This window comes from Streptomyces sp. NRRL S-340 (genome assembly GCF_000720185.1).
In the GTDB taxonomy this organism is placed as follows: Bacteria; Actinomycetota; Actinomycetes; order Streptomycetales; family Streptomycetaceae; genus Streptomyces.
Genome location: NZ_JOIY01000013.1, coordinates 45,645 through 68,312 on the forward strand (window position 1 = coordinate 45,645; position 22,668 = coordinate 68,312).

Genomic DNA, 22,668 nt, shown 5'->3' on the forward strand with positions numbered 1-22,668 from the left:
CCGCACAGCCGGCCCCGGCCCCCTCGGAGCACCGGCGCCCGCGCACCCTGCTGGCCATGCACACCGATCTCGCCCCCCGGCTGATCGACCCGGCCACCCTGGCCCGGCTCACCACGCTCGCCGACCTCGACCCCGGCCTCGTCGTCGACGACTTCACGGCCGGGCGGGCCGCCGCCGCGCTGGGCGAGACGGAGGTCATCGTCAGCAGCTGGGGCTGCCCGCCGCTGGACCAGGCCGTCCTGGACCGGGCACCCGCGCTGCGTGCCGTCATCCACGCCGCCGGTTCGGTCAAGCACCACATCACCGAGGCCTGCTGGCGGCGCGGGATCCAGGTGACCTCGGCCGCCTGGGCCAACGCGCTGCCGGTCGCCGAGTACACCGTGGCCGCCGTACTGCTCGCCAACAAGCAGCTGCTGCGCATCCGGGACGACTACCGCACCCGGCGCGCCGACCACGACTGGCAGGCGGCCTACGCCGGGGCGGGCAACTACCGGCGCACGGTGGGCGTCGTCGGCGCCTCCCGCATCGGCCGCCGCGTCCTGGAACTGCTCGGCCCCCACGACCTCGACCTGCTGCTGCACGATCCCTACGTCGGTGCCGCCGAGGCCGCCGCGCTCGGCGCCCGCGCGGTGGAGCTGGACGAGCTGTGCGCAGCGAGCGACGTGGTCACGGTGCACGCCCCCGAACTGCCCGCCACCCGGCACCTCATCGACCGCCGCCGACTCGCCCTGTTCCGCGACGACGCCACCTTGGTGAACACCTCCCGCGGTTCCCTCGTCGACCAGGACGCGCTCCTCGCCGAGCTGCGCACCGGCCGGCTCAACGCGGTCCTGGACGTCACCGTCCCCGAAGTCCTGCCCGCCGACTCGCCCTTGTACGACCTGCCCAACGTCGTCCTCACCCCGCACGTCGCCGGCTCCCTCGGCGGCGAACTGCACCGCATGGCGGCTGCCGCCGCCGACGAACTGGCCCGCTACACGGCCGGACTGCCCTTCGCACACGCCGTCCGCCGCGAGGACGCCCTGCGTTCCGCCTGACGGAGCCGGGGCGCGAGCGAAGGCGGCAGCCGAGCGGCGGCCCGGACCGCCGGACCTAGCGGCGCACGCTGCCCGTGCGGCTCGCGTGCCCGTGCGGCAGCGCCCTGCCGACAGGCCGGCGGTCGGCCCGCGCAGCCCGCCGACGCGGCGTCAACCCGCCCCACCCGAAGGCCGGTGGGGCGGGGCCGCGACGGGTCCGCCCCGTCCCGTCCCGGCCCCGCCCTTGCCCACGCGGCCGGTCCCGACGCCCGCCTCCGCCCGTGACGCCTGCACCCACTCTTGACGAGTACACGTACAGGACGAAGAATGAGCGCCGCTTCTGACAACGTTGTCCGATTGCTCGCGGAGAGGGGCTGACGCCCATGAGATGGATCCAGCGCATACGCGGCGCGGGAACGGCCGTGACGGCGGCGGCGCTCCTCGGCGCCGCCCTGGCCGCGCCGGCGGCCCAGGCCGCCGACGTCCGCAGCACGCCGCTCACCGATCTCGTCAATCCGTTCATCGGCACCGAGAACGAGGGAAACACCTACCCGGGCGCGGCGGTGCCGTTCGGGATGGTGCAGTTCTCCCCGGACACCGGGCACAACACCGGCTACGACCACTCCCAGAACCACATCCGGGGCTTCTCGCTCGTCCACCTCTCCGGGGTGGGGTGCGGCCTCGGCGGCGACCTGCCGGTACTGCCGACCACCGGGGACGTCACCGAGACCGACTACGCCAAGTACCAGGCGGAGTTCAGCCACGACACCGAGAAGGCGAGCCCCGGCTACTACAAGGTCGGGCTGAAGAACGGCATCGACGCCGAGCTGAGCGCGACCGCCCGCACGGGCGTGCAGCGCTACACCTTCCCGGCCACCGACAAGGCCAACGTCCTGCTCGACGCGGGCCAGTCGCTGCACCGGACGCTCTCCACCAAGGTCGAGGTGCTCGACAACCGGACCGTGCGCACCGCCATCACGGGCAGCGGCTTCTGCCAGGACACCAAGCCGTACACCGTGTACACGATCACCCGCTTCGACCGGCCCTTCACCTCGTACGGCACCTGGAACGGCTCCACCGTGACCGCCGGGTCCCGGACCGGGCAGGACGGCGCCTACGTCCGCTTCGACACGACGAAGGACCGTACCGTCGAGGCGACGACGGCCCTGTCCTACGTCGACGCGCGCGGAGCCGCCCTCAACCTCCGCGCCGAGGGCGGCCGTTCCTTCGACAAGGTGCGCGAGGCCGCGCAGCGCGCGTGGGAGGACCGGCTGGACGACGTCCGGGTGCGGGGCGGCGGCGACACGCTCCGCCGCACCTTCTACTCGTCCCTGTACCGGTCGTTCCTCGCGCCCAACGTCGGCAGCGACGTCGACGGGCGCTACACCGGCTGGGACCAGCGCGTGCACCGCGCGCGGGGCTTCACCTACTACCAGAACTGGTCGCTGTGGGACACCTACCGCACCCAGTCACAGCTGCTGTCACTGCTCGCGCCGCGTGAGGCGCGCGACATGGCGATCTCCGTCATCCACATCGACGAGGAGAGCGGCTGGCTGCCCAAGTGGGGCTACGGCACGGTCGAGACGAACATCATGACCGGCGACCCGGTCACCCCGTTCCTGACCAACGCCTACCAGCAGGGCCTCCTCAAGGGCTACGAGGACCGCGCCTACCGGGCCCTGAAGAAGAACGCCGACGGCGTCCCGCCCGCCGGCTCCCCGGCCGTGGGCCGCGAGGCCAACAAGGAGTACCTGGCCGACGGCTTCGCGCCGTACGTCAAGGGCCGCCCGCACGCCAAGCCCGGCGACTCCGACTACGACCACGGGCCGTCCGCGACACTGGAGTACGCCCTGTCGGACGCCATGCTCGCCGAGATGGCCCGCGGTCTCGGCCATGACGCGGACGCGGCGCGCTATGCCGCGCGGGCGCAGAACTACCGGAAGATCTTCGACGCCTCGACCGGCTTCTTCCGTGCCCGCGACGCCTCCGGCGCCTTCGCCGGACCGGCCGACCCGGCCCAGAGCGAAGGGTTCCACGAGGGCACGGCGTGGCAGTACCAGTGGATGGTGCCGCAGGACCTGCCCGGCATGATCGGCCTGATCGGCGGCAAGCAGGCGGCCAACGACCGGCTGGACTCCTTCTTCGCCTACGACCAGCTCGTGAAGGACCCGGCCGGGACCGCCCGCGAGGTGTGGGTGAACGGTCCGTACGACTACTACAACGCGGACAAGTACAACCCGCAGAACGAGCCCGACCTCATCGCGCCCTACACGTACCTGTCGACCGGGCAGCCCTGGAAGACGACCGACGTGGTGCACGCCGCCCTGACCCTGTTCACGGACACCCCGACCGGGATGACCGGGAACGACGACCTGGGCACCATGTCCGCCTGGAACGTGCTCTCGTCGATCGGGGTCTTCCCGGTACAGCCCGGCTATGACACCTGGGGCCTGTCCACCCCGGTCTTCGAGCGGGTGGACCTGACCCTCGACCGGCGTTACTACCCGCACGGTTCGCTGACCGTCACGGCGCCGGGCACCTCGGACGCCCGGCACTACATCCAGTCGGCGCGTGTCGACGGCTCCGCGTACGGCCGCACGTACCTCACGACGGACGACCTGCGGCACATGCGGTCGCTGGCGTTCACCGTGGGCGGCACGCCCTCGGCGTGGGGCACGGACGCCCAGGCCGGTCCTCCCGCGCTGAACTGACCGCTCGCGCGGCCCCGTCACCGGCGGGGCCGCCCGCGCACCGCGGGACACCGGCCCGGCGGCGCGCCCGTCCCGGTGGCGCACCGGTCCGTCCTCGGGGCCGGTGGAAAAGCGAGTGCCGCGCCCGGGCCGCCTGTGACAGTGTGGCGGGCCGGCCGCCTCGCCGGAGGGCGGCCCGCCCCCCCAAGGAGTGTCCCGTGGTCCCGCCCCGCCTCGTCCCCCTGCTGGCACAGTTCGACTTCGCGCGCGAGCGTCTGAGCGCCCGGCTGGCGGGTCCCGTCGTGGACAGCGGTGACGGGACGGGGACCGAGGTGTCGCCCATGACCGACGAGGAGTACTTCTGGGAACCGGTGCCCGCCTGCTGGTCGGTGCGCCGGCGGTCGGACGGGCCCGGACCGCGGGCCACGCTGCTGGCCGGCGCCGGCGCGTGGGGGCGCGACGCCGCGCCGTACCCGCACCCGTGGCCGCCGCCGTTCACCACCATCGCCTGGCGGCTGAGCCACCTCGGCGAGATGCTGGCGCTGCGCGCCGATCACACGGCGGGCTCGCACACCCTGAACCGGGACGTCCATCCGGTCCCCGCGAGCGCCTCGGAGGCGGTGGCGGCCTTCGACGCCGCGGCCGCGGCCTGGCGGCGGGCACTGCTGGGCGTGGACGACGACGCGCTCGGCACCGTGGGGTACTGCACCTACCCGCACGGCAGTGATCCCGAGGAGCCGTTCATCGACATCGTGTGGTGGGTCAACCAGGAAGTGCTGCACCACGGGGCCGAGATCGCCCTGATCCGCGATCTCCACCGCGCCCGGCGGTGCTGATCCGGCGGCCGGGGCGCCCGCGTCCCGGCCCCGGGGTCACTTGCTCACGGCGAAGCGCATCAGGGCGTGCTCGTCGCCCTGCTTGATCTTGCCGGTCACGTTGATGACCTCGAGCTTCCACGAGCCGCCCACGCGCACCGCCTTGGCCACGGCGCAGCCGTTGTCCTGGGTGAGCAGGCTGGGCCAGATGTCGGCGACCTGCTGGGAGCTGCCGCCCGTCGCGTCGTACACCTTGAAGCTGATGTTGCGCGCCTTCTGGAAGCTGCTGCCCTTCTTGAAGGCGGCGGCCACGAAGACGATCGAGGTGATCTGCTGCGGGATCCGGGCGAACTCCACGGTCACCGTCTCGTCGTCGCCGTCGCCCCGGCCGGTCTGGTTGTCGCCGCTGTGCACCAGGGACCCGTTGCCCATGGGGTCGAGGGAGTCGAGACCCGCCAGCCGCACCGGGTCCCCGCCCTGCATCGCGATGGCGATCAGGTCCAGGTCCGTGCCCGTCTTGCGGCGCAGCATGCCCATCACGCCGCCGCTGGCGCCCGCCGTGGGGTCCCAGGACACTCCGATGGACAGATGCGTGACACCGTCCAGGTCCGCCGGGCCGTCTTCCTTCGTCAGCGTAATCATCCGTTGATCATCCTCTGGTCGGGGGAGTGCGACACCCAAAGTGTGCCTGGGACGCCCGGTGCGTTCCACGGCGGGTCCGCCCTGCTCCCCTTCGTCCGGGAAAGTCCATCCCGGCCGGTGCGCTGCCCGCCCGCCGCCGGAAAAGCGGATGCGTCGGGTCTGCGGCCCGTGTCACGCTCGGCCGGTGAACCGTGCTCAGATCTCGCTGCTCGCCCACGCCGGCCATCCGATCGCCGCCCCGCTCGACGACGACTCCGTACGCCTGCTGCTGGACCGCGTCCTGCCCCGCGAGGACGCGCGGGTGCTCGACCTGGGCTGCGGCGGGGCCGAGTGGCTGCTGCGCGCGCTCGCCGCGCACCCCCGGCTGCGCGCCGAGGGGGTGGACGTCTCCGGCGACGCCCTGGCCCGCGCCCGGGAGGCCGCACACGCCCTCGGTGTGCAAGACCGCCTGGTGCTCCACCACGAGGACGCGGCCGGCTTCACCGCCGCGCACGCCTTCGACGTGGTGCTCAGCGTGGGGGCCACGCACGCCTTCGGCGGGCTGCGCGCCACCCTGGAGGCGGCGCGCCGCCATCTGGCGCCGGGCGGACGGCTCCTGATCGGGGACGGCTTCTGGGAGCGGGCGCCCTCCCCCGAGGCCGTGGAGATGCTCGGGGACCTCGGCGGACTCCCGGCCGTCATGGACACCGTCACGGCCGAGGGCTGGACACCCGTCCGCGGGCACATCAGCTCGCGCGGGGAGCTGGACGCCTACGAGTGGGCGTGGACCGGTTCGCTGGCCGCGTGGGCGCTGGACCACCCCGCCGACCCCGGCAGCGCCGAGGCCCTCGCGGTCGCGGACACCCACCGCGAGGAATGGCTGCGCGTCTACCGGGACTGCTTCGGATTCGTGTGCCTGGTCCTTCGCCCGACGTCGGGATGAACCGGCGGCCGGTGCCTCAACCGAGCCGCCGGCAGCGCAGGAAGAGCTGCACCTCGGGCGGTGCTCCCGGGCCGTCGGCAGGGTCCGGGGCGCTGGGCGCGTACGAGCGCGAGGACTCCTCCACGACTTCGAAGCCGGCCCGCTCCACCACCGCGCGCAGTTCGCCCCGCGGATGACCGGAGACGCGGATCGTGCTGCCGAGGAACGCGACGGGCAGGTCGTCCGCGTCGGCCTCCACCATCGAGAGCGCGAACAGGCCCTGGGGCACGAGCAGTTCACGGACCGAGGACAGCACGCCCGGGATCTCCGCCCGGGGCAGCATGAGCAGGGAGAAGAAGGCCGCGACCGCCTCGAACCGGCCCAGGTCGAGGGGGCCGTGGGGCCGCACGTCCGCGAGGTCGCCCTGATGGAACCGCGCCCCGGGCACCTGCGCACGGGCCAGCGCGACCATCCTGGCCGACAGGTCGACGCCCACGACGTCCAGGCCCGCCTGAGCCAGCCGCCGGGCGGTCGGCACACCCGTGCCGCACCCCAGGTCCAGGACCCGGGCCCCGGCGGGCAGGGACGCCACGAGCCAGTCCGTCGCCTCGATCTGGCCGTCCTTGTGCGGGAAGGCCGCGTCGTAGCGCTCGCCGATGGAGTCGAAGGCCTCGGCCTGACCCGTGCGGTCGCGCGGCCCGGTGCCCTGGCCGCTTCGGCCGGCAGGACTGTTCATGCGGTCTCTCCCCCTCGTGCCTGGTCGTGCGGCGTGCCGTGCGGTGCGGGTGCGTGCCCCGCCCTCGGCGCCGCCCCGCTGCGGGCCGTGCGCCGCGCCCGCCCGCACCGTCCGCGGGCCCGCACGGTGCGACAGTACCGCCGCAACCGCGCGCGGGAGGAGTGGTGGCCGCAACACGCCCGCGCGGACCGTGGCCGGGCCACGGTCCGCGCGGGTCGTGCGGGGTTGGCCGCCGCCGGGGCGTCAGCGCGCGCTGACGGCCTTCTCCAGCGCCTTGGCCAGGCCGTTCGCCCACAGCTGGTTCACCCGGGCGCGTTCGGTGGAGTTCGGGTAGCGGTTGGTGCAGGACGGGCCGGGGCCGCCGCCCGACATCAACTCGCTGCACGGGCCGCTGTAGTGGTCCGGCAGGCCGAGCACGTGCCCGGTCTCGTGCGCGACGACACGGATCGAGTCGTACTGCTGGTTCTGCGAGTAGTCCAGGAAGATGTAGCCGCTGCCGTGGCCGTCGGTGGAGGCGTAGGACCCGTTCGACGGGTCGTTGCCCTCGTAGTAGGCGAAGTCGCCCTGGCCCGAGGTCGCCGCCAGCTTCACGTTCGAGACGGAGCTGTTCCAGATGGAGGCGGCGCTCGATATCTGCGAGCGGAAGCTCGGCGCCTGGGAGGCGTTGTAGTAGACGGTCACCGACTTGAGGTTCGGGTGGGCGGCCTGCTTCTCGGCGACCGACTTCAGCACGGCGTCGAAGAACGCCTGGTTGTCGGCGGCGTGCCCGGCGGAGCCCGTGTACCGGGCGACGGCGGTGGTGGCGGAGGCGGCCGACCCGGTGTCCGGGGCCGCACTCGCCGGCATCGCGGTGCCCAGCGCGGCGGACGCCAGGCCGAGTCCGAGCGCGAGGGCCACGAGTCTCCTGGAGGACTTCGCGGACTTGGCGGTCGTGGAACGCGACATGATGGGGGGCTCCTACTCGTTCGATGTGGGGTGAACGATCGGTTGCGCACGAGTCTCGGGCAGGCCAACGCCCGCGGGATGATGGCAACCGGGGATAGCGCGGAGCTATCGGGGGCCGACTCGTACGGTTCCGTAGGGGTTTGAACATCTGGTGCGGTCCGGCCGCACCGCCCTACGCTCCCCCTCATGGAGCTCGAGGTGAGGCACCTGCGCGTGCTCTGCGCCATCGCCGACACCGGCAGTCTGCACAGAGCGGCGCGCGAACTCGGCATGGCACAGCCCTCGTTGAGCACCCAGCTGCGCCGCATCGAGGACGAGCTCGGCGGTCAGCTCTTCGTCCGCGCGCGCACCGGCTGCCGGCCCACACCGCTGGGTCACGCGGTCCTGAGCCGGGCCCGGCCCCTCGTCACCGAACTGAGCGCGCTGGTCACCGAGACCCGCGCGGCCGCCGCCCGCGCGGTCGGGGGTTGCCGCCTGCGCATCGGCGCCACGGCGAGCCGCGCTCTGCCCGGCTGGCTGCGGCGGCTGCGTGCCCGTACGCCCCGGACCGAACCGACGCTGCAGATGGACGTCTCCGCGAACGCCCTGCTGGGCATGGTCGCCTCGGGCCGGCTCGACACGGCGTTCGTGCACGAGGTCGAGGGCAGTCCGCTGCGCGTGCCGCCCGGTCTGCGCGTGCGGGTGCTGGTGGAGCGCGAGCCGCAGTTCGTCTGCCTGGCCGCCGACCATCCGGCGGCGGCGCGGCGTGAGGTGCGGCTGTGCGATCTCGCGGCGGACCGCTGGATGGTCGACTCGACGGTCGACGGCGAGTGGGACGCCGTGTGCCGGGTGCTGCGCGCGGCGGGGCTGCAGCCCGACGTGCTGCACGGGGACTACCTCACCGCCTACTCGCTGGCCGCCACCGGGGAGGTGGTGACGGTCAGCCAGCCGACCGCGCTGCCCCGCGCGGACCTCGCCATCCGGCCGCTCCAGGGAGACCCGATCGGGGTGCGGCTGCTGCTCGTGGCCCGCGCGGAGGAGGAACTGGAGGGCAGTTACGCCGAGCTGGAGGAGGCGTACTGGGAGGCGGCCTTCCAGGCTCCGGCGTACCGCGAGTGGCTGAGCCGCGCGGACGCAGCTCCTGGAGCTGCGAACAGGGGGTTCCGGTCAGCGGGCGGTGTCCGGTGCGTGCGAGCGCAAGGCGCCGGAAGGTCCTTGTAGCGGAGCTGCCAGGGCCTTCCGGCGACACCGCGAGCGTGCGGGCCGGGCGTCGCGAGCCGGGCGCCCGTCCTGTTCGCAGCTCCGGGGGCCGCGGCTTCCCCGTCCTTCCCGGGCACGGCCGCACCGGCGGCCGGGGTCCCGGAACGGGTCGCGCACCCCGCCCGGTGACACCCCGCGGCCGGGCCGGCGCCGTCCGGCTAGCTCCGCTCCGGTCCCCCGGCGGGCAGGGCCTCGCGCATCGCCTGCACGGTGCCGGCCGGGTCGTAGTCCTCGGGGACGCCCGGGACCAGGATGATGTCGCCCTCGATGTGGCGGGAGCGCAGGGGCGCGATCTCCTGGTAGGCGGGCGAGTCCCACCAGGCCCTGGCCTCGCCGATCCCGGGGAACCCGATGACGACGACGTGACCGGGCCAGGCGCCCTCCTTCACCTCGTGCTGCGTGGCGTGCACCAGGAAGCGGCCGCCGTACGGCGCGAAGGTGGCGGTGATCCGCTCGATGTACTCGGCGATCTCCGGGTGCGGGGCGGCGTCGCGCAGGTGGGCGATGGCGTAGGCGGTCATGACGTCCTCCGGTCGGTCGGCCCTGCGGGCTGTGCTGTGTACGGCCACGATCGTCGCACCGGGGCGGAACGGGGTCGATGACCCGTCAGGTAAACGGCGCACCGGAGCCGCCCGCCCGCCGGCCTGCCGCGTGCGCCGGAGCCCGGTCCGTCAGCCGGCCGCGTGCGCCGGGTGTGCCTGGCGGCCGCCGGGGTGGCGGTGACGCCAGCCCCAGAAGACGGCGCAGGAGACGACGGCCCAGGCCGCGAGGACGAGGAAGGGGAAAGCGTGCTGGTGCCCGGCGAAGTAGACGGCGGTGTGCTGGGCGTTCACCGAGGCGCCGGGAGGCAGCCAGCGGCCGATCTGGCCGAGGGGCGAGGGCAGGAGGGGCCAGGAGACCGCGCCGCCCGAGGAGGGGTTGCCCAGCAGCACCATCAGGCCCCACGTCGGCAGCATGGCCCAGCGCCCGAAGAGGGTGTTGAACATGGTGAAGACCATGCCGGAGGCGAACATGGTCAGCGCCAGGATCAGCCAGGACTCGACGAACGGCAGATTCAGGGCGCCGAGCATCCAGTCCACCACCGCCGCGATCACGAAGCCGCCGAGCAGGGCGTAGCCCACGGTGAAGGCGATGCGCTCCAGCGGGTTCAGTGCCCGGGCGTGGACACTGAGCTGGATGGCGCCGACGAAGCCGATGATCACGGCGGCGAGCGAGATGTAGAAGATCGCGAGACCGCGCGGGTCGCCGTGCTGGAGCGGGTTGAGATCGCGGACGGTCACGGGGATGCCGGTGGCCCGGCCCACCTGCTGCGCCGACTCCTCCAGGACCTGGGCGACGGTCGCGCCCGAGGCGCCGGACACGTCGAGGACGACGGGCCCGCCGCCGGTGGGGACCTCCAGCACGGCGAACACCTTCTGGTCGTCCACGGCCGTCCGGGCCGCGGGCAGGCTGCCGTAGGGGCGCAGCTTCAGCGAGGCGGCGAGCGCCTCCTCCATGCCGGTGATGAAGCGCCGGCCCTTCGGCTGGTCGTAGGCGCCGACGACCGCGGTGGGGATGGTGTGGGGGGTGGGGTTGGCCATGGCGTACGTGTAGGAGCCGGCGAAGAGCCCGGCCGCGGCGGCGAGGATCAGCGCGAGGACGGTCGCGGGCAGGAAGGGGGACTTCCGGAAGGCGGCCCAGCGCTCTCCCGGTGTGGGCGGACGACCGTGCTCACCGTGCGGCAGTTCGGACATGGCGACCACGCTAGGTCATACCACCACCACTCCTCTCGCCGAGCGCGCCCGGCCCGCCCTCCTGAGGGCACCCCAACGGGCGCCCCGCCCTCCTGAGCGCACCCCAGCGGGCGACCCGCCCTTCCGAGGGCCCGGAGGCGGCCCGCGTCTGCGGACGCACCTCCCGGGGGCGGCCCGTACTTCCCCGCCGAGCGCGCCCCGGAAGGCCGCCCGCACTTCCTGGGGCGCCGCGCCCCCGGAGGCGGTCCGCGCCTGCGGGCACACGCCGGGTGCCGCGCCGCGCCTCCGCGCACCTCCCGGTGGCGGCCCGCACTTCATTCGTGAGCGCCCCTGTCAGCCCTCCCGTACGATTCCCGCCCCGGAGTGCGCCGGGGTGCACTTTTTCCGGCGACAGGCGGGCTCATACCGGACAAAAGCGTGTGATTTGGAGGAAGGCCCGGCCCTGCCCGACCATGGGGCCGTGCCCGGCGATCCCGGGCGCTGTTCGACGAGAGGCGCACCACCCCATGCACGTCCCCGGGACCGCCCCGCAGCCGGCCACGGCCCCTGGGCAGAACCCCACGGCCGCCCTCCCGGCCGGGAACACCCCCGCCGGCGTACCGGACCCCGCCGCCGGCAGGCACGCCCGCCGCTTCGGGCTGCCCGTCGCCACCGCCCTGGTCATGGGCAACATCATCGGCGGCGGCATCTTCCTGCTCCCGGCGTCCGTCGCCCCCTTCGGCACGGTCAGCCTGGTCGCCTTCGGCGTCCTGACCGTCGGCGCCATCGCGCTCGCGCTGGTCTTCGGACGGCTCGCCCAGCGCGATCCGCGCACCGGCGGCCCCTACGTCTACGCCCGCGAGGCCTTCGGTGACTTCGCCGGCTTCCTGGCCGCCTGGGCGTACTGGATCACCACCTGGGTGTCGAACGCCGCGCTCGCCGTGGCCGCCGTCGGCTACCTCGACGTGCTGATCCCGGTGAACGGCCACCGGTGGAGCGCCTGCCTGGCCGCGCTCACCATCCAGTGGCTGCCCGCGCTCGCCAACTTCGCGGGCACCCGGTACGTGGGCGCCGTGCAGGTCGTCTCGACGGTGCTGAAGTTCGTGCCACTGCTGCTGGTCGCGGTCGGCGGGCTGTTCTTCTTCGACCCGCACAACCTGGGCCCGTTCAACGCGAGCGGCACCAGCGCGGTCGGCGCCGTCTCCGCCTCTGCGGCGATCCTGCTCTTCTCCTACCTCGGTGTGGAGTCCGCCGCCGTCAGCGCGGGCGAGGTGAGGAACCCGCGGCGCAACGTCGGACGGGCCACCGTCATCGGTACCGCGGGCGCGGCCCTCGTCTATCTGCTGGGCACGCTGTCCGTCTTCGGCACGGTCGCGCACAGCCGGCTGGTCGCTTCCTCCGCGCCCTTCTCGGACGCCGTGAACGCCATGTTCGGCGGCGCCTGGGGCGGCTGGGCCGTCGCGCTCGCCGCGCTGGTGTCGATGACCGGCTGCCTCAACGGCTGGACGCTGCTGAGCGCCCAGACACCGTACGCCGCCGCGCAGGACGGCCTGTTCCCCGCTGCCTTCGCGCGGCGGCGGCGCGGGGTGCCGACCGTCGGCGTCGGCGTCACCGTCGTCCTCGCCTCCCTGCTCACCGTCTACAACTACACCTCGGGTTCGGCCAAGGTGTTCCAGGTCCTCGTCCTGGTCACCACGTTCACCGCGACCGTGCCCTACCTGCTGGCCACCGCCGCGCAGATCTTCCACCTGGTCGGCGGGCGCCGCCACCTGGTGGACCGGGCGCGCCTGGTGCGGGACTCCGTTGTGGCGGCGGTCGCGGCGGCCTTCTCGATGTGGCTGGTGGCGGGCGCGGGCTACGCGGCCGTGTACCAGGGGGTGCTGTTCCTGTTCGCGGGCGTCCTGGTGTACGCGGTGATGGCGGCCCGGCGGACCAGGAACCCGTGAGGACGGCCGCCGCGCCGCCGGCGGGGTGAAGCCGACGGGAGCGGGCGTGATGGCGTCGGCATCCCGGAGCGAAGATCGTCATGTATCACGGTGTGCCGATCGCGGCACATCTTGACGAATCGGCCATCCCCTTCCCGACCGGCCCGGCCCGGCGGCCCCTGCTCCGGACGGCGCCGCGGCCCCCTGCCCCGCGCTGGCTGCAGCGTCCGCCGGCCGCATCCGGCGGGCCGCCGCTGAGCGGGGTCACCGTCGCCGTGGTCGGGCTCGGCCACGTCGGGCTGCCCCTGGCGCTCGGCCTGTGGGAGGCAGGCGCCCGGATCACCGGCGTCGACCGCAGCGAGGAACGGCTCGCCGGCATCCACGCCGGACGCGTGGACGTCCTGCCCGCCCGGCACGCGGCACTGGCGTGCGCCGAACGCGACGACGCCTTCGCGCTCACCGCGCGGCCCGACTCCCTCGGCGAGGCGGACGCCGTGCTGGTCTGTGTGCCGACGCCGGTCGCCGCCGACCGCGCCCGGACCTGGGACCGCACCCGGCCGGCGCCCTCGCGGGACGCGGGCCGCACCGGCGGCGGCGTCGCGCCGGCCGTGCGCTACGAGGACCCCGGGCAGCCGTGGCCCCGGGTGGCCGCGCTGCGGATCCTGCCGTGAGGGGCACGGACCGGCCCGCTTCTCAGCGCCCGGTCTCAGCGCCGGAGGAAGTCGAGCAGGTCCTGGTTGAAGCGCTGCTTGTCCCCGTCGACCATGGCGATGCCGTGGCTGCCGCCCTCGTAGATCTTCAGTTCGGCGCCGGGGACGAGCTGCGCCGCCTTGCGCCCGGTGGCGTCGAGGGGCACGATCTGGTCGTCGTCGCCGTGCACGACCAGGGTGGGCACGTCGAACTTCTTCAGGTCCTCGTGGAAGGGCGTGGTGCCGAAGGCGTCGACACAGGCGACCGCGCCCTCGATGGTCTGGGCCATGGCCATGTACCAGAAGGCGTCCCGGTTGCCCTGGGTGGCCTTGCTGCCCGGGCGGTTCGCGGAGAAGAAGCCTTCGGCGGTGTCCTTCCAGAACTGTGAACGCTCCTTGAGAATGCCCGCCTTGATGTCGTCGAAGACGCTCTGCGGGACACCCTCGGGGTTGTCGGGGCCCTGCAGCATCAGCGGTGTGATGGCGGACAGGAGCACGGCCGAGCGCACCCGTCCGGTGCCGTGCCGGCCGATGTACCGGGCGAGTTCACCGCCGCCCATGGAGTGCGCGACCAGCGTGACGTCGCGCAGGTCGAGGTGGGTGAGCAGGTCGTCGAGGTCGTCGGCGAACGTGTCGAAGTCGTAGCCGTCGTAGACCGGGGTGGAGCGGCCGTGGCCGCGGCGGTCGTGGGCGACGGCCCGGTACCCGGCATCGGCGACCGCCTTGAGCTGGTCGTACCAGGCGTCGCCGTTCAGCGGCCAGCCGTGGATGAACACCACGGGCCGTCCGCGGCCCCAGTCCTTGTAGAAGATCTCGACACCGTCTCGCGTGCTGCACACGGGCATGCCCGACACCTTTCGCCGCTCTCAGGCCCCCCGTCCATCGTCCCCGCCCCCGCGGGCACCGCAATTCGACGGCCCGTGACCGGCGGGATCAGGCGCTGGCTATCTTGTGACCGAGCGGTACGTCCCGGCGGCGGCGCCGGCCGCGAGCACCGGAAGGTGGCACGATGCCCAGCAGTGCGTCCCCGCGTCCCGACGTCCACGAGGTCCCCGACTACCGGGATCTCGCCGGTCTCTACCGCGACCTCCACGCGCACCCCGAACTCGCCTTCTGCGAGCACCGCACCGCGCAGATCGTAGCGGAGCGGCTGCGGGCCGCCGGGTACGAGACCACCAGCGGCGTCGGCGGCACGGGCGTCGTCGGCCTCCTGCGCAACGGCGCCGGGCCCACGGTGGCGCTGCGCGCCGACATGGACGCGCTGCCGGTGGAGGAGCGGACCGGCCTGCCCTACGCGAGCACCGCGCGGGCGGCCGACGGCGACGGCGACGCGGTGCCCCTGATGCACGCCTGCGGCCACGACATGCACGTCAGCTGTCTGCTGGGCGCCGCGGCGCGGCTCGCGGCGGACCGCTCCGCATGGCGGGGCACACTGCTGCTGGTGTTCCAGCCCGCGGAGGAGGTCGGCCGGGGCGCCGGTGCGATGATCGACGACGGTCTCTTCGAGCGGTTCGCCCGCCCCGACGTCGTGCTCGGCCAGCACGTCGCGCCGCTGCCCGCGGGACACGTCGGGCTGCACGGCGGCCCGGCGTTCGCCGCCTCCGACTCCCTGCGCGTGGTCCTGCACGGCAGCGGGGGGCACGGTTCTCGGCCCGAGGCGTGCGTCGACCCGGTCCTCATGGCCGCCGCGACGGTCCTGCGCCTGCAGGGCATCGTCGCCCGCGAGGTCGCCGGCACCTCCACGGCGGTGGTCACCGTGGGCGCCCTGCACGCCGGGAACAAGCCCAACGTCATCGCGGACCGCGCGGAACTCTTGCTGACGGTACGCACCTTCGAGCCGGCGGTGCGGACGTCCGTGCTGCGGGCCGTGGAGCGGATCGTGCGGGCCGAGGCCGCCGCCTCCGGCGCACCCCGCGATCCGGAGATCACCGTCACCGAGTCGTTCCCGGCGGTCGTCAACGACCCGGAGGCGTCCGAGCGGACGCGGCGGTCGCTCGCCGAAGCCCTGGGCGGGGCACGGGTGGTGGACCCCGGGCCCGCGACCGGCAGCGAGGACGTCGGCATGCTGGCCAAGGCCGCCGGGGCCCCGTGCGTCTACTGGCTGCTGGGCGGTGCCGACCCGGCGGACTTCGCCGCGGCCCGCACCTTCGAGGAGTTCTCCCGGGTGGCCCGTGCCCTGCCCTCCAACCACTCTCCGCTGTTCGCCCCGGTCGTCGGGCCGACGCTGCGGACGGGCGTCACGGCGCTCACCGCCGCCGCCCGGTCCTGGCTGGGCCGGACGGACACCACGGACGGGTGAGCCGCCCCGCGGCCCGCCCCCACCGCCCTCGGCCCCGGCGGACCGAAGGCAGAGGGACGGAGGCCGGGGCCGGGGAACGGGGGCGGCGCCGGGGAACGCGGGCGGGCCGGGGAACGGGGTCGGAGCGCCGGTCGCCGGTCTTCGGCCCCCGGTCCCCCGGCTCCGTCCGGCGCATCTCCCGCCCCCTTCGCGGGCCGGGAGCGGTCCGTGCCGGGTCAGACGACCTCGATCAGCAGATCGCCGCCTTCCACCTGCTGGATGCGGTTGATGGCCAGCCGGCCCACCCGGCCGGACCTCGGGGCCGTGATGGCCGCCTCCATCTTCATGGCCTCGATCGTCGCGACGGTCGCCCCGGCCGCCACCTCCTCGCCCTCGGCGACCGCCAGGGTCACCACACCGGCGAAGGGGGCCGCGACGTGGCCGGGGTCGCCCCGGTCCGCCTTCTCCGTGACCGGGACGTCGGAGGCGGCGGCGGTGTCCCGCACCTGGATGGGGCGCAGCTGGCCGTTGAGGGAGGACATCACGGTGCGCATGCCCCGTTCGTCGGCCTCGCCGACGGCCTGCAGCTCGATCAGCAGCCGTACCCCGGGTTCGAGGTCGACGGCGTACTCCTTCGCCGGGCGCAGACCGTAGAAGAAGTCCTTGCTGTCGAGCACGCTCGTGTCGCCGTAGGCCTGGCGGTGCTGCTCGAAGTCGCGGGTCGGGCCGGGGAACAGCAGCCGGTTCAGGGTGGAGCGCCGGGACTTGTCCAGGCCCTCGCGGTCCTCGGCGCTCAGCTCCGCGACGGGCCTGGCCTCGGCGCGGCCCTTGAGCGCCTTGGTGCGGAAGGGCTCCGGCCAGCCGCCGGGCGGAGTGCCCAGCTCGCCGCGCAGGAAGCCGACGACGGAGTCGGGGATGTCGAACCGGTCGGGGGTCTGCTCGAAGTCCTCCGGTGCGACTCCCGCGCCCACCAGGTGCAGGGCGAGGTCACCGACCACCTTGGAGGAAGGGGTGACCTTCACCAGGCGGCCCAGGATCCGGTCGGCGGCGGCGTACATCGCCTCGATGTCCTCGAAGCGGTCGCCGAGGCCGAGGGCCACGGCCTGGGTGCGCAGGTTGGAGAGCTGCCCGCCGGGGATCTCGTGGTGGTAGACCCGGCCGGTCGGCGAGGCCAGACCCGCCTCGAAGGGGGCGTAGATCCTGCGGACGCTCTCCCAGTACGGCTCCAGGTCCCCGACGGCCTTCAGGTCCAGGCCGGTGGGGTGCTCGGAGTGGTCGGTGGCGGCGACGAGCGCCGACAGCGAAGGCTGGGATGTGGTGCCCGCCATCGAGGCGACCGCCCCGTCCACCGCGTCGGCACCGGCCCCGACCGCGGCGAGGTAGGTGGCGAGCTGACCGCCCGCGGTGTCGTGGGTGTGCAGGTGGACCGGGAGGCCGAACTCGCGGCGCAGCGCCGAGACCAGTGTGGCCGCGGCGGGCGCCCGCAGCAGTCCGGCCATGTCCTTGACGGCCAGGACGTGCGCGCCCGCCTCGACGATCTGCTCGGCCAGGCGCAGGTAGTAGTCAAGGGTGTACAGGCGCTCGGCGGGGTCGGAGAGGTCGGCGGTGTAGCACAGGGCGACCTCGGCGACGGCCGTGCCCGTCTCGCGTACGGCGTCGATGGCCGGCCGCATCTGTCCCACGTCGTTGAGGGCGTCGAAGATGCGGAAGATGTCGACGCCGGTGGCCGCGGCCTCCTGCACGAAGGCGTCGGTCACCTCCGTCGGGTACGGCGTGTACCCGACGGTGTTCCGGCCGCGCAGCAGCATCTGCAGGCAGATGTTGGGCACCGCCTCGCGCAGGGCGGCCAGACGCTCCCAGGGGTCCTCGGCGAGGAAGCGCAGCGCGACGTCGTAGGTGGCGCCGCCCCAGCACTCCAGGGAGAGCAGACCGGGCAGGGTGCGGGCGACGACGGGGGCGACGGCCAGGAGGTCCTTGGTGCGCACCCGCGTGGCGAGCAGGGACTGGTGGGCGTCGCGGAAGGTGGTGTCGGTGACGCCGAGCAGGGGCGACTCGCGCAGGTGCCGGGCGAATCCCTCCGGACCGAGTTCGACCAGCCGCTGCCGGGAGCCGGCGGGCGGCTCGCCGGGGGGCAGCGGCGGGAGTTTGGTGACCGGGTCGACGGTCTCGGGCCGCTCCCCGTGCGGCTTGTTGACGGTGACGTCGGCGAGGTAGGTGAGGAGCTTGGTGCCGCGGTCGGCGGAGGAGCGGGCGGTGAGCAGGTGCGGGCGCTGCTCGATGAACGACGTGGTGACCCGCCCTGCCTGGAAGTCGGGGTCGTCCAGGACGGCCTGCAGGAAGGGGATGTTGGTGGCGACGCCGCGGATGCGGAACTCCGCGACCGCGCGCCGGGCCCGGCCGACCGCGGCCTTGAAATCCCTTCCCCGGCAGGTGAGTTTGACGAGCATGGAGTCGAAGTGGGCGCTGATCTCCGTACCCGCGTGGGTGGTTCCGCCGTCCAGGCGGATGCCCGAGCCGCCCGGTGAGCGGTAGGCGCTGATGCGGCCGGTGTCGGGGCGGAAGCCGTTGGCCGGGTCCTCGGTGGTGATACGGCACTGCAGGGCCGCGCCGCGCAGCCGTACGGTGTCCTGGGACAGTCCGAGGTCGGCCAGGGTCTCGCCGGCGGCGATGCGCAGTTGTGCCTGGACCAGGTCGACGTCGGTGACCTCCTCGGTCACGGTGTGCTCCACCTGGATGCGCGGGTTCATCTCGATGAAGACGTGGTTGCCGTCGCGGTCGAGCAGGAACTCCACCGTGCCCGCGTTGCGGTAGCCGATCTCGCGGGCGAAGCGGACCGCGTCGGCGCAGATCCGCTCGCGCAGCGCCGGATCCAGGTTCGGCGCGGGGGCGAGTTCGATGACCTTCTGGTGGCGGCGCTGGAGCGAACAGTCGCGTTCGAAGAGGTGGATGACCTCCCCCGTGCCGTCGGCGAGGATCTGCACCTCGATGTGGCGGGGTTCCACGACGGCCTTCTCCAGGAAGACGGTCGCGTCCCCGAACGCCGAGGCCGCCTCGCGGGAGGCGGCCTCGATGGACTCGCGCAGCGCGGCCGGGTCCTCGACCCGTCGCATCCCGCGTCCGCCGCCGCCCGCGACGGCCTTGACGAACACGGGGAAACCGATGTCCCCGGCGGCCCGGACCAGTTCGTCGACGTCGGTGGAGGGGGCGCAGGAGCCGAGCACCGGCACGCCGGCGGCGCGCGCGGCGGCCACGGCGCGGGCCTTGTTCCCGGTCAGTTCCAGGGTGCCGGCGTCCGGGCCGACGAAGGTGATCCCGGCCCGCTCGCAGGCACGCGCCAGTTCCGGGTTCTCGGAGAGGAACCCGTAGCCCGGGTAGACGGCGTCGGCGCCGGCCCGGAGCGCCGCGGCGACGATCTCCTCGACGGAGAGGTAGGCCCGCACCGGGTGCCCGGGTTCACCGATCTCGTACGCCTCGTCGGCCTTCAGCCGGTGCAGCGAGTTGCGGTCCTCGTGGGGGAAGACGGCGACGGTGCGCGCGCCCAGCTCATATCCGGCGCGGAACGCGCGAATGGCGATCTCGCCGCGGTTGGCGACCAGTACCTTGCGGAACATCCTGGATCCCTTCGGCCTGCCGGTGACGAGGACCATGGTGTCGGTCACGTTCCCGGCACGCCATGTGAACCGGGCCACTCGTCGCGCTCACGAGTGTGCGGATGCGCCCGACGGGCCGTCAGGACGCTTTCGCCGGCGTCGGACTGTCGCACGTCGTCCGCGGAATTGTCAGTGATCCGTAACAGCGGGATCCCGCGCGGCGGTTTCGTCGTCATCAGGAGTGCACGACAACACGGAAGACTGCGAGAAGCGGGGCGGGACATGGTGCGGCATGGCGGCGGACGGGGTTGGCACGGACGGGTCCTGGCAGCGGCGCTCGGGGTGACTGCGGTGGCCGCCGCGACCTCGGTGTGGACCGCGCAGGCCGACCCCTCCGGAGGGGGCAAGGCACACGGGGACGCGTCGGCGAGCGCGTCCGCGGCGGGAGCCGGCGCGCAGGGCTCCGCCGCGAAGGTGGACGTGACCATCGCGCACTCCTCGGACAAGGGGGCCCGGGGCGTCAACATCACGATCGACGACGGGCCGGACCCCACCTGGACGCCGAAGGTGCTCGAGGTGCTGCGGGAGAACGGGGTGAAGGCCACGTTCTGCATGGTGGGCACGCAGGCCAAGGCGCATCCCGACATGGTGAAGGCGGTGCTGGCCGCCGGGCACCGGCTGTGCGACCACACGGTGTCCCACGACACCGCCATGGACCACAAGTCGCAGGCCTACCAGTCGCAGCAGATCCTCGACGCCGAGAAGATGATCACGGAGGCGTCCGGCGGCGTCCGGCCGATGTACTACCGGGCGCCTGGCGGGGCGTTCACCCCGTACAGCCGTCAGCTCGCCGCGTCCCGCGGGATGCGGCCGCTGGGCTGGAACGTGGACACCAAGGACTTCGAGCGGCCCGGCACCGCGGCCATCGTCGCCACCGTCAAGCAGGAGATCCACAACGGGCCGACCGTCCTCTTCCACGACGCGGGCGGCGACCGCACCCAGACCGTGGACGCCCTGCGCGAGATCCTGCCCTGGCTCAAGCAGCAGGGCTACTCCTTCGGCTTCCCGGTGCGCTGAACCCACCCGACCGGCCGACGCCCCCGCGTCGGGGCCGCCCGGACGGCCGGGGCCGTCCGGACAACCGGGCGCGTCCCATCTGCTCGGGGCTCACAGGCCGTCGGGCGCGTCCCACCCGCCGGGCGCGCCCGGACCGCCGACGCTCCCGGACCACCGGCGCGCCCAGACCCGGGCGCGCCCCAAGCGCGGGGCACACCTCGGTCCACCGACGCACTCGGACCGCGGACACACTCAATTCGCCGGGCGCGCCCGGCCCACCGACGTGTCCACACCCGGGCGTGCCTCAAGCGCGGGGCGCGCCTCCGTCCGCCGACGTGCTCAATCCGCCGGACGGCTTGAGCCGCCGGGCGTGCGCCCGACCGGACCGCCCGGCGCCAGAAGTGTGCCTGGGGCGGGTGGATCGCCCGGCCGCCGGTATTGGCCCCCCGGCAAGGCGGGACCCCGCCGCCCGTTGAGGCCGACCAGCCGCCGACCGTCAGAGGATGACCGCCGCAGGTGGGCGGGCGCCGCGTGAGGCCCGGTCAGGTGCGCCCGCAGCGAGGCGCGCTGCGGCCGGGCGACGGAACGCCACGGCGCCCGCTGCCCCGCGGCCGAGCGGACGCGCCCGAACACACACCAGCGCGCACAGGCGCGGGACCGGCGCACCGGGCCGCCGCCTCAGCCGGTCGAACGTGCGCGGGTCCCGGCGCGCCCCGGCCGCCGGCGCAGCGGGCCCAGCAAGTACGGGTCCCGGGACAGCCCGGGCCGGCGCTGCGGCACGGCCAGGCGGGCGGGCTGCCACGCGGGCGACTGGGCAGGGCCGCCCGCGTGGCAGGGCCGCCCAGCCGTGCTCGTGCCGGCCGGTTCGGCGCCCGCCCCCCTCCGAACGGCGACCGCACCCCTCGCGACCAGCGGTTCAGCCCCCGTGGACGCCGGCCACCCCGTCGCGGCGGGCCGCCATCCGGCCCCGCTCGGCCGCCATGGCGCCCCCGTCCGCCGCCCCGACGTCCCGGCTCGCGGCCAGGGCCGCCGCCGTGAGGGCGGCCCAGCCCAGCGCGGTCACGACCGTGCCCGCCCGGCGTACGCGCCCGGTGACCCCCGTGCCGAACAGCACGGCGTCCCCCAGGTCGGAGGCGATGCGCACGGCGGTCGCGGTGACCAGGGCCGGGCCGCCGGGGGCGAGCAGCATGGCCAGTCCGCTCGCGGCGTCGCGCCACGCCAGCGGGCGCAGGGCCATGGCCGTGTGCGGCCGGGTGGTCCCGTCCGGGTCGACCAGACCCACCGGACGGGCCAGCCAGTTCGGCCGGTACGCCGCCACGGCTCCGTACACGGCCGTCGCCGCTCCGACCGAACGCAGCAGTCCTGTACGCACCGACGCACCTCCACTGGAAGGAAACCCTGAATGAGCGAGAAGACCGGAAAGATCCCCTCATGACCGACTGACGCCAGTTGGTCAGTTTTCCGTATGTTCATACCCACTTGCCGCTTTTTGGGTGCACAGTGGAGGAAGTACTACCCCCTTCAGGAGGCGGCCATGATCCTCCTCGGCGTCATTCTGCTCATCGTCGGTTTCGTCACCGGCATCTCGATCCTGTGGACCATCGGCATCATCCTGGCCGTCATCGGCGCGGTGCTGTGGGTGCTGGGCTCCATGGGGCACGCGGTGGCCGGTCACCGCCACTACTGGTGACCGACCCGGAGGTCGCCCCAGCGTCACCCGCCCTTCCGGCACGCACACACGACACCCCGTCCCGCACCGGTTCGCCGAACGAACCTGTCTATTCCGTGCGGGGCGGGGTAACCGGAGAGGCGGAAGAGCAGTAACACAATGTGACAGTTTGAGGCAACCGTATGGCCATCCCGCTTAGGCAGAAGGCGTCGGATGAGCCGGACCGGGACAGGAACACGCACGCCGTGCTGCGCTGGGACGCCCGCTGGGACAGTGGGGCGATCACCGCCGCGGAGGCACGGGCAGCCGTCGGCAGGTTCCTGGACCGAGTCCGTGTCACCGGCCGCACTCACGTCCCCGACCGCGTGGCACAGGACGCGCAACTGGTGGTCAGTGAGCTGATCACCAACGCAGTACGGCATGCCCCCGGCCCCTGCGGGCTGCGCCTGGAAGCGCAACCGGAGAGCGGACTGGTCAGGATCAGCGTGTGGGACACCTCGCCCCAGCCGCCCCGGCCCCGCCCGCGCGACGGGCGGCGCGTGGGTGGCCACGGGCTGGAGATCGTCGGCGCGCTCAGCGGCAGCCTGACCGTCACCGACCGTGACACCGGCAAGGTGATCACCGCCCTGTTGCGGCTGCCCACGGCTTCGACGGGCGGGTAGCCGCGCCGCCTCCCGCCCGGTTCCACCCCTTGTCATGGATCTTGACTGCGGCACCGCCGCGGCTTTAGCGTTCCCGCGTCCAGCGTGATTGAAACGATTCAAC

Annotated in this window: 19 protein-coding genes; 11 read left to right on the forward strand and 8 right to left on the reverse strand. The window is 73.8% G+C overall.

The window, feature by feature from the left end; all coding sequences use genetic code 11:
- Window positions 1-56: 56 nt before the first annotated feature.
- The 3 genes from IG64_RS12495 to IG64_RS12505 all read left to right on the forward strand — a co-directional run bounded on the left by IG64_RS12495 (window position 57) and on the right by IG64_RS12505 (window position 4,542).
- Complete coding sequence (locus tag IG64_RS12495; protein ID WP_037855180.1) at window positions 57-1,037, forward strand: hydroxyacid dehydrogenase; 981 nt, start codon at window positions 57-59, stop codon at window positions 1,035-1,037.
- Window positions 1,038-1,399: 362 nt separating this feature from the next.
- On the forward strand, window positions 1,400-3,727 hold the full coding sequence (locus tag IG64_RS12500) for a GH92 family glycosyl hydrolase (RefSeq protein ID WP_037855080.1): 2,328 nt from the start codon (window positions 1,400-1,402) through the stop codon (window positions 3,725-3,727).
- Between the two features lie 197 nt (window positions 3,728-3,924).
- Window positions 3,925-4,542, forward strand: coding sequence for a DinB family protein (locus IG64_RS12505; protein WP_037855081.1), 618 nt, complete (start codon window positions 3,925-3,927; stop codon window positions 4,540-4,542).
- Window positions 4,543-4,578: 36 nt separating this feature from the next.
- Here IG64_RS12505 and IG64_RS12510 read toward each other — a convergent pair whose 3' ends face one another.
- Window positions 4,579-5,163 (reverse strand): TerD family protein, encoded by a 585-nt coding sequence (locus IG64_RS12510; RefSeq protein ID WP_037855083.1) that lies wholly within the window; start codon window positions 5,161-5,163, stop codon window positions 4,579-4,581.
- A 184-nt stretch (window positions 5,164-5,347) separates the two neighbouring features.
- On the opposite strand from IG64_RS12510, the gene IG64_RS12515 reads away from it, so the two are divergent.
- Window positions 5,348-6,085 (forward strand): SAM-dependent methyltransferase, encoded by a 738-nt coding sequence (locus tag IG64_RS12515; protein ID WP_037855084.1) that lies wholly within the window; start codon window positions 5,348-5,350, stop codon window positions 6,083-6,085.
- Window positions 6,086-6,101: 16 nt separating this feature from the next.
- Here IG64_RS12515 and IG64_RS12520 read toward each other — a convergent pair whose 3' ends face one another.
- Together IG64_RS12520 and snpA are read right to left on the reverse strand one after the other, a co-directional pair.
- Entirely contained in the window at window positions 6,102-6,800 is a 699-nt protein-coding gene (locus IG64_RS12520; protein ID WP_037855085.1) for a class I SAM-dependent DNA methyltransferase, read from the reverse strand.
- A 243-nt stretch (window positions 6,801-7,043) separates the two neighbouring features.
- Window positions 7,044-7,745, reverse strand: coding sequence for a snapalysin (gene snpA, locus IG64_RS12525; RefSeq protein WP_037855086.1), 702 nt, complete (start codon window positions 7,743-7,745; stop codon window positions 7,044-7,046).
- A gap of 186 nt (window positions 7,746-7,931) precedes the next feature.
- Here snpA and IG64_RS12530 point away from each other — a divergent pair, with 186 nt between their 5' ends.
- On the forward strand, window positions 7,932-8,945 hold the full coding sequence (locus tag IG64_RS12530) for a LysR family transcriptional regulator (RefSeq protein ID WP_078883947.1): 1,014 nt from the start codon (window positions 7,932-7,934) through the stop codon (window positions 8,943-8,945).
- A gap of 197 nt (window positions 8,946-9,142) precedes the next feature.
- Here IG64_RS12530 and IG64_RS12535 read toward each other — a convergent pair whose 3' ends face one another.
- Both IG64_RS12535 and IG64_RS12540 read right to left on the reverse strand, forming a co-directional pair.
- On the reverse strand, window positions 9,143-9,505 hold the full coding sequence (locus IG64_RS12535) for a DUF1330 domain-containing protein (protein ID WP_037855088.1): 363 nt from the start codon (window positions 9,503-9,505) through the stop codon (window positions 9,143-9,145).
- Between the two features lie 150 nt (window positions 9,506-9,655).
- Window positions 9,656-10,717 carry an ABC transporter permease gene (locus tag IG64_RS12540; RefSeq protein ID WP_199811575.1) on the reverse strand — a complete coding sequence of 354 codons (1,062 nt, stop codon included), beginning with the start codon at window positions 10,715-10,717 and terminating at the stop codon, window positions 9,656-9,658.
- A 506-nt stretch (window positions 10,718-11,223) separates the two neighbouring features.
- Here IG64_RS12540 and IG64_RS12545 point away from each other — a divergent pair.
- On the forward strand, window positions 11,224-12,642 hold the full coding sequence (locus tag IG64_RS12545; RefSeq protein WP_037855091.1) for an amino acid permease: 1,419 nt from the start codon (window positions 11,224-11,226) through the stop codon (window positions 12,640-12,642).
- A 92-nt stretch (window positions 12,643-12,734) separates the two neighbouring features.
- Window positions 12,735-13,292, forward strand: coding sequence for an NAD(P)-binding domain-containing protein (locus IG64_RS12550; protein ID WP_158771547.1), 558 nt, complete (start codon window positions 12,735-12,737; stop codon window positions 13,290-13,292).
- 35 nt (window positions 13,293-13,327) lie between these two features.
- Here IG64_RS12550 and IG64_RS12555 read toward each other — a convergent pair whose 3' ends face one another.
- Window positions 13,328-14,155, reverse strand: a complete 828-nt coding sequence (locus tag IG64_RS12555) for an alpha/beta fold hydrolase (protein ID WP_037855094.1) — start codon at window positions 14,153-14,155, stop codon at window positions 13,328-13,330.
- Window positions 14,156-14,319: 164 nt separating this feature from the next.
- Between IG64_RS12555 and IG64_RS12560 the strand changes: the two genes are divergently transcribed.
- Window positions 14,320-15,609, forward strand: coding sequence for an amidohydrolase (locus IG64_RS12560; RefSeq protein ID WP_037855096.1), 1,290 nt, complete (start codon window positions 14,320-14,322; stop codon window positions 15,607-15,609).
- A gap of 215 nt (window positions 15,610-15,824) precedes the next feature.
- Here the strand turns inward: IG64_RS12560 and IG64_RS12565 are convergent, their stop codons facing one another.
- Window positions 15,825-19,199, reverse strand: coding sequence for a pyruvate carboxylase (locus IG64_RS12565; protein WP_037855184.1), 3,375 nt, complete (start codon window positions 19,197-19,199; stop codon window positions 15,825-15,827).
- 261 nt (window positions 19,200-19,460) lie between these two features.
- Between IG64_RS12565 and IG64_RS12570 the strand changes: the two genes are divergently transcribed.
- Window positions 19,461-20,255 carry a polysaccharide deacetylase family protein gene (locus tag IG64_RS12570; protein ID WP_037855098.1) on the forward strand — a complete coding sequence of 265 codons (795 nt, stop codon included), beginning with the start codon at window positions 19,461-19,463 and terminating at the stop codon, window positions 20,253-20,255.
- 895 nt (window positions 20,256-21,150) lie between these two features.
- On the opposite strand, the gene IG64_RS12575 is transcribed toward IG64_RS12570, so the two are convergent.
- Window positions 21,151-21,606 (reverse strand): hypothetical protein, encoded by a 456-nt coding sequence (locus IG64_RS12575; protein WP_234438485.1) that lies wholly within the window; start codon window positions 21,604-21,606, stop codon window positions 21,151-21,153.
- Window positions 21,607-21,768: 162 nt separating this feature from the next.
- Here IG64_RS12575 and IG64_RS41565 point away from each other — a divergent pair, with 162 nt between their 5' ends.
- Window positions 21,769-21,924, forward strand: a complete 156-nt coding sequence (locus IG64_RS41565; RefSeq protein WP_199811576.1) for a DUF6131 family protein — start codon at window positions 21,769-21,771, stop codon at window positions 21,922-21,924.
- Window positions 21,925-22,085: 161 nt separating this feature from the next.
- Entirely contained in the window at window positions 22,086-22,565 is a 480-nt protein-coding gene (locus IG64_RS12580) for an ATP-binding protein (RefSeq protein ID WP_037855099.1), read from the forward strand.
- Window positions 22,566-22,668 lie beyond the last annotated feature (103 nt).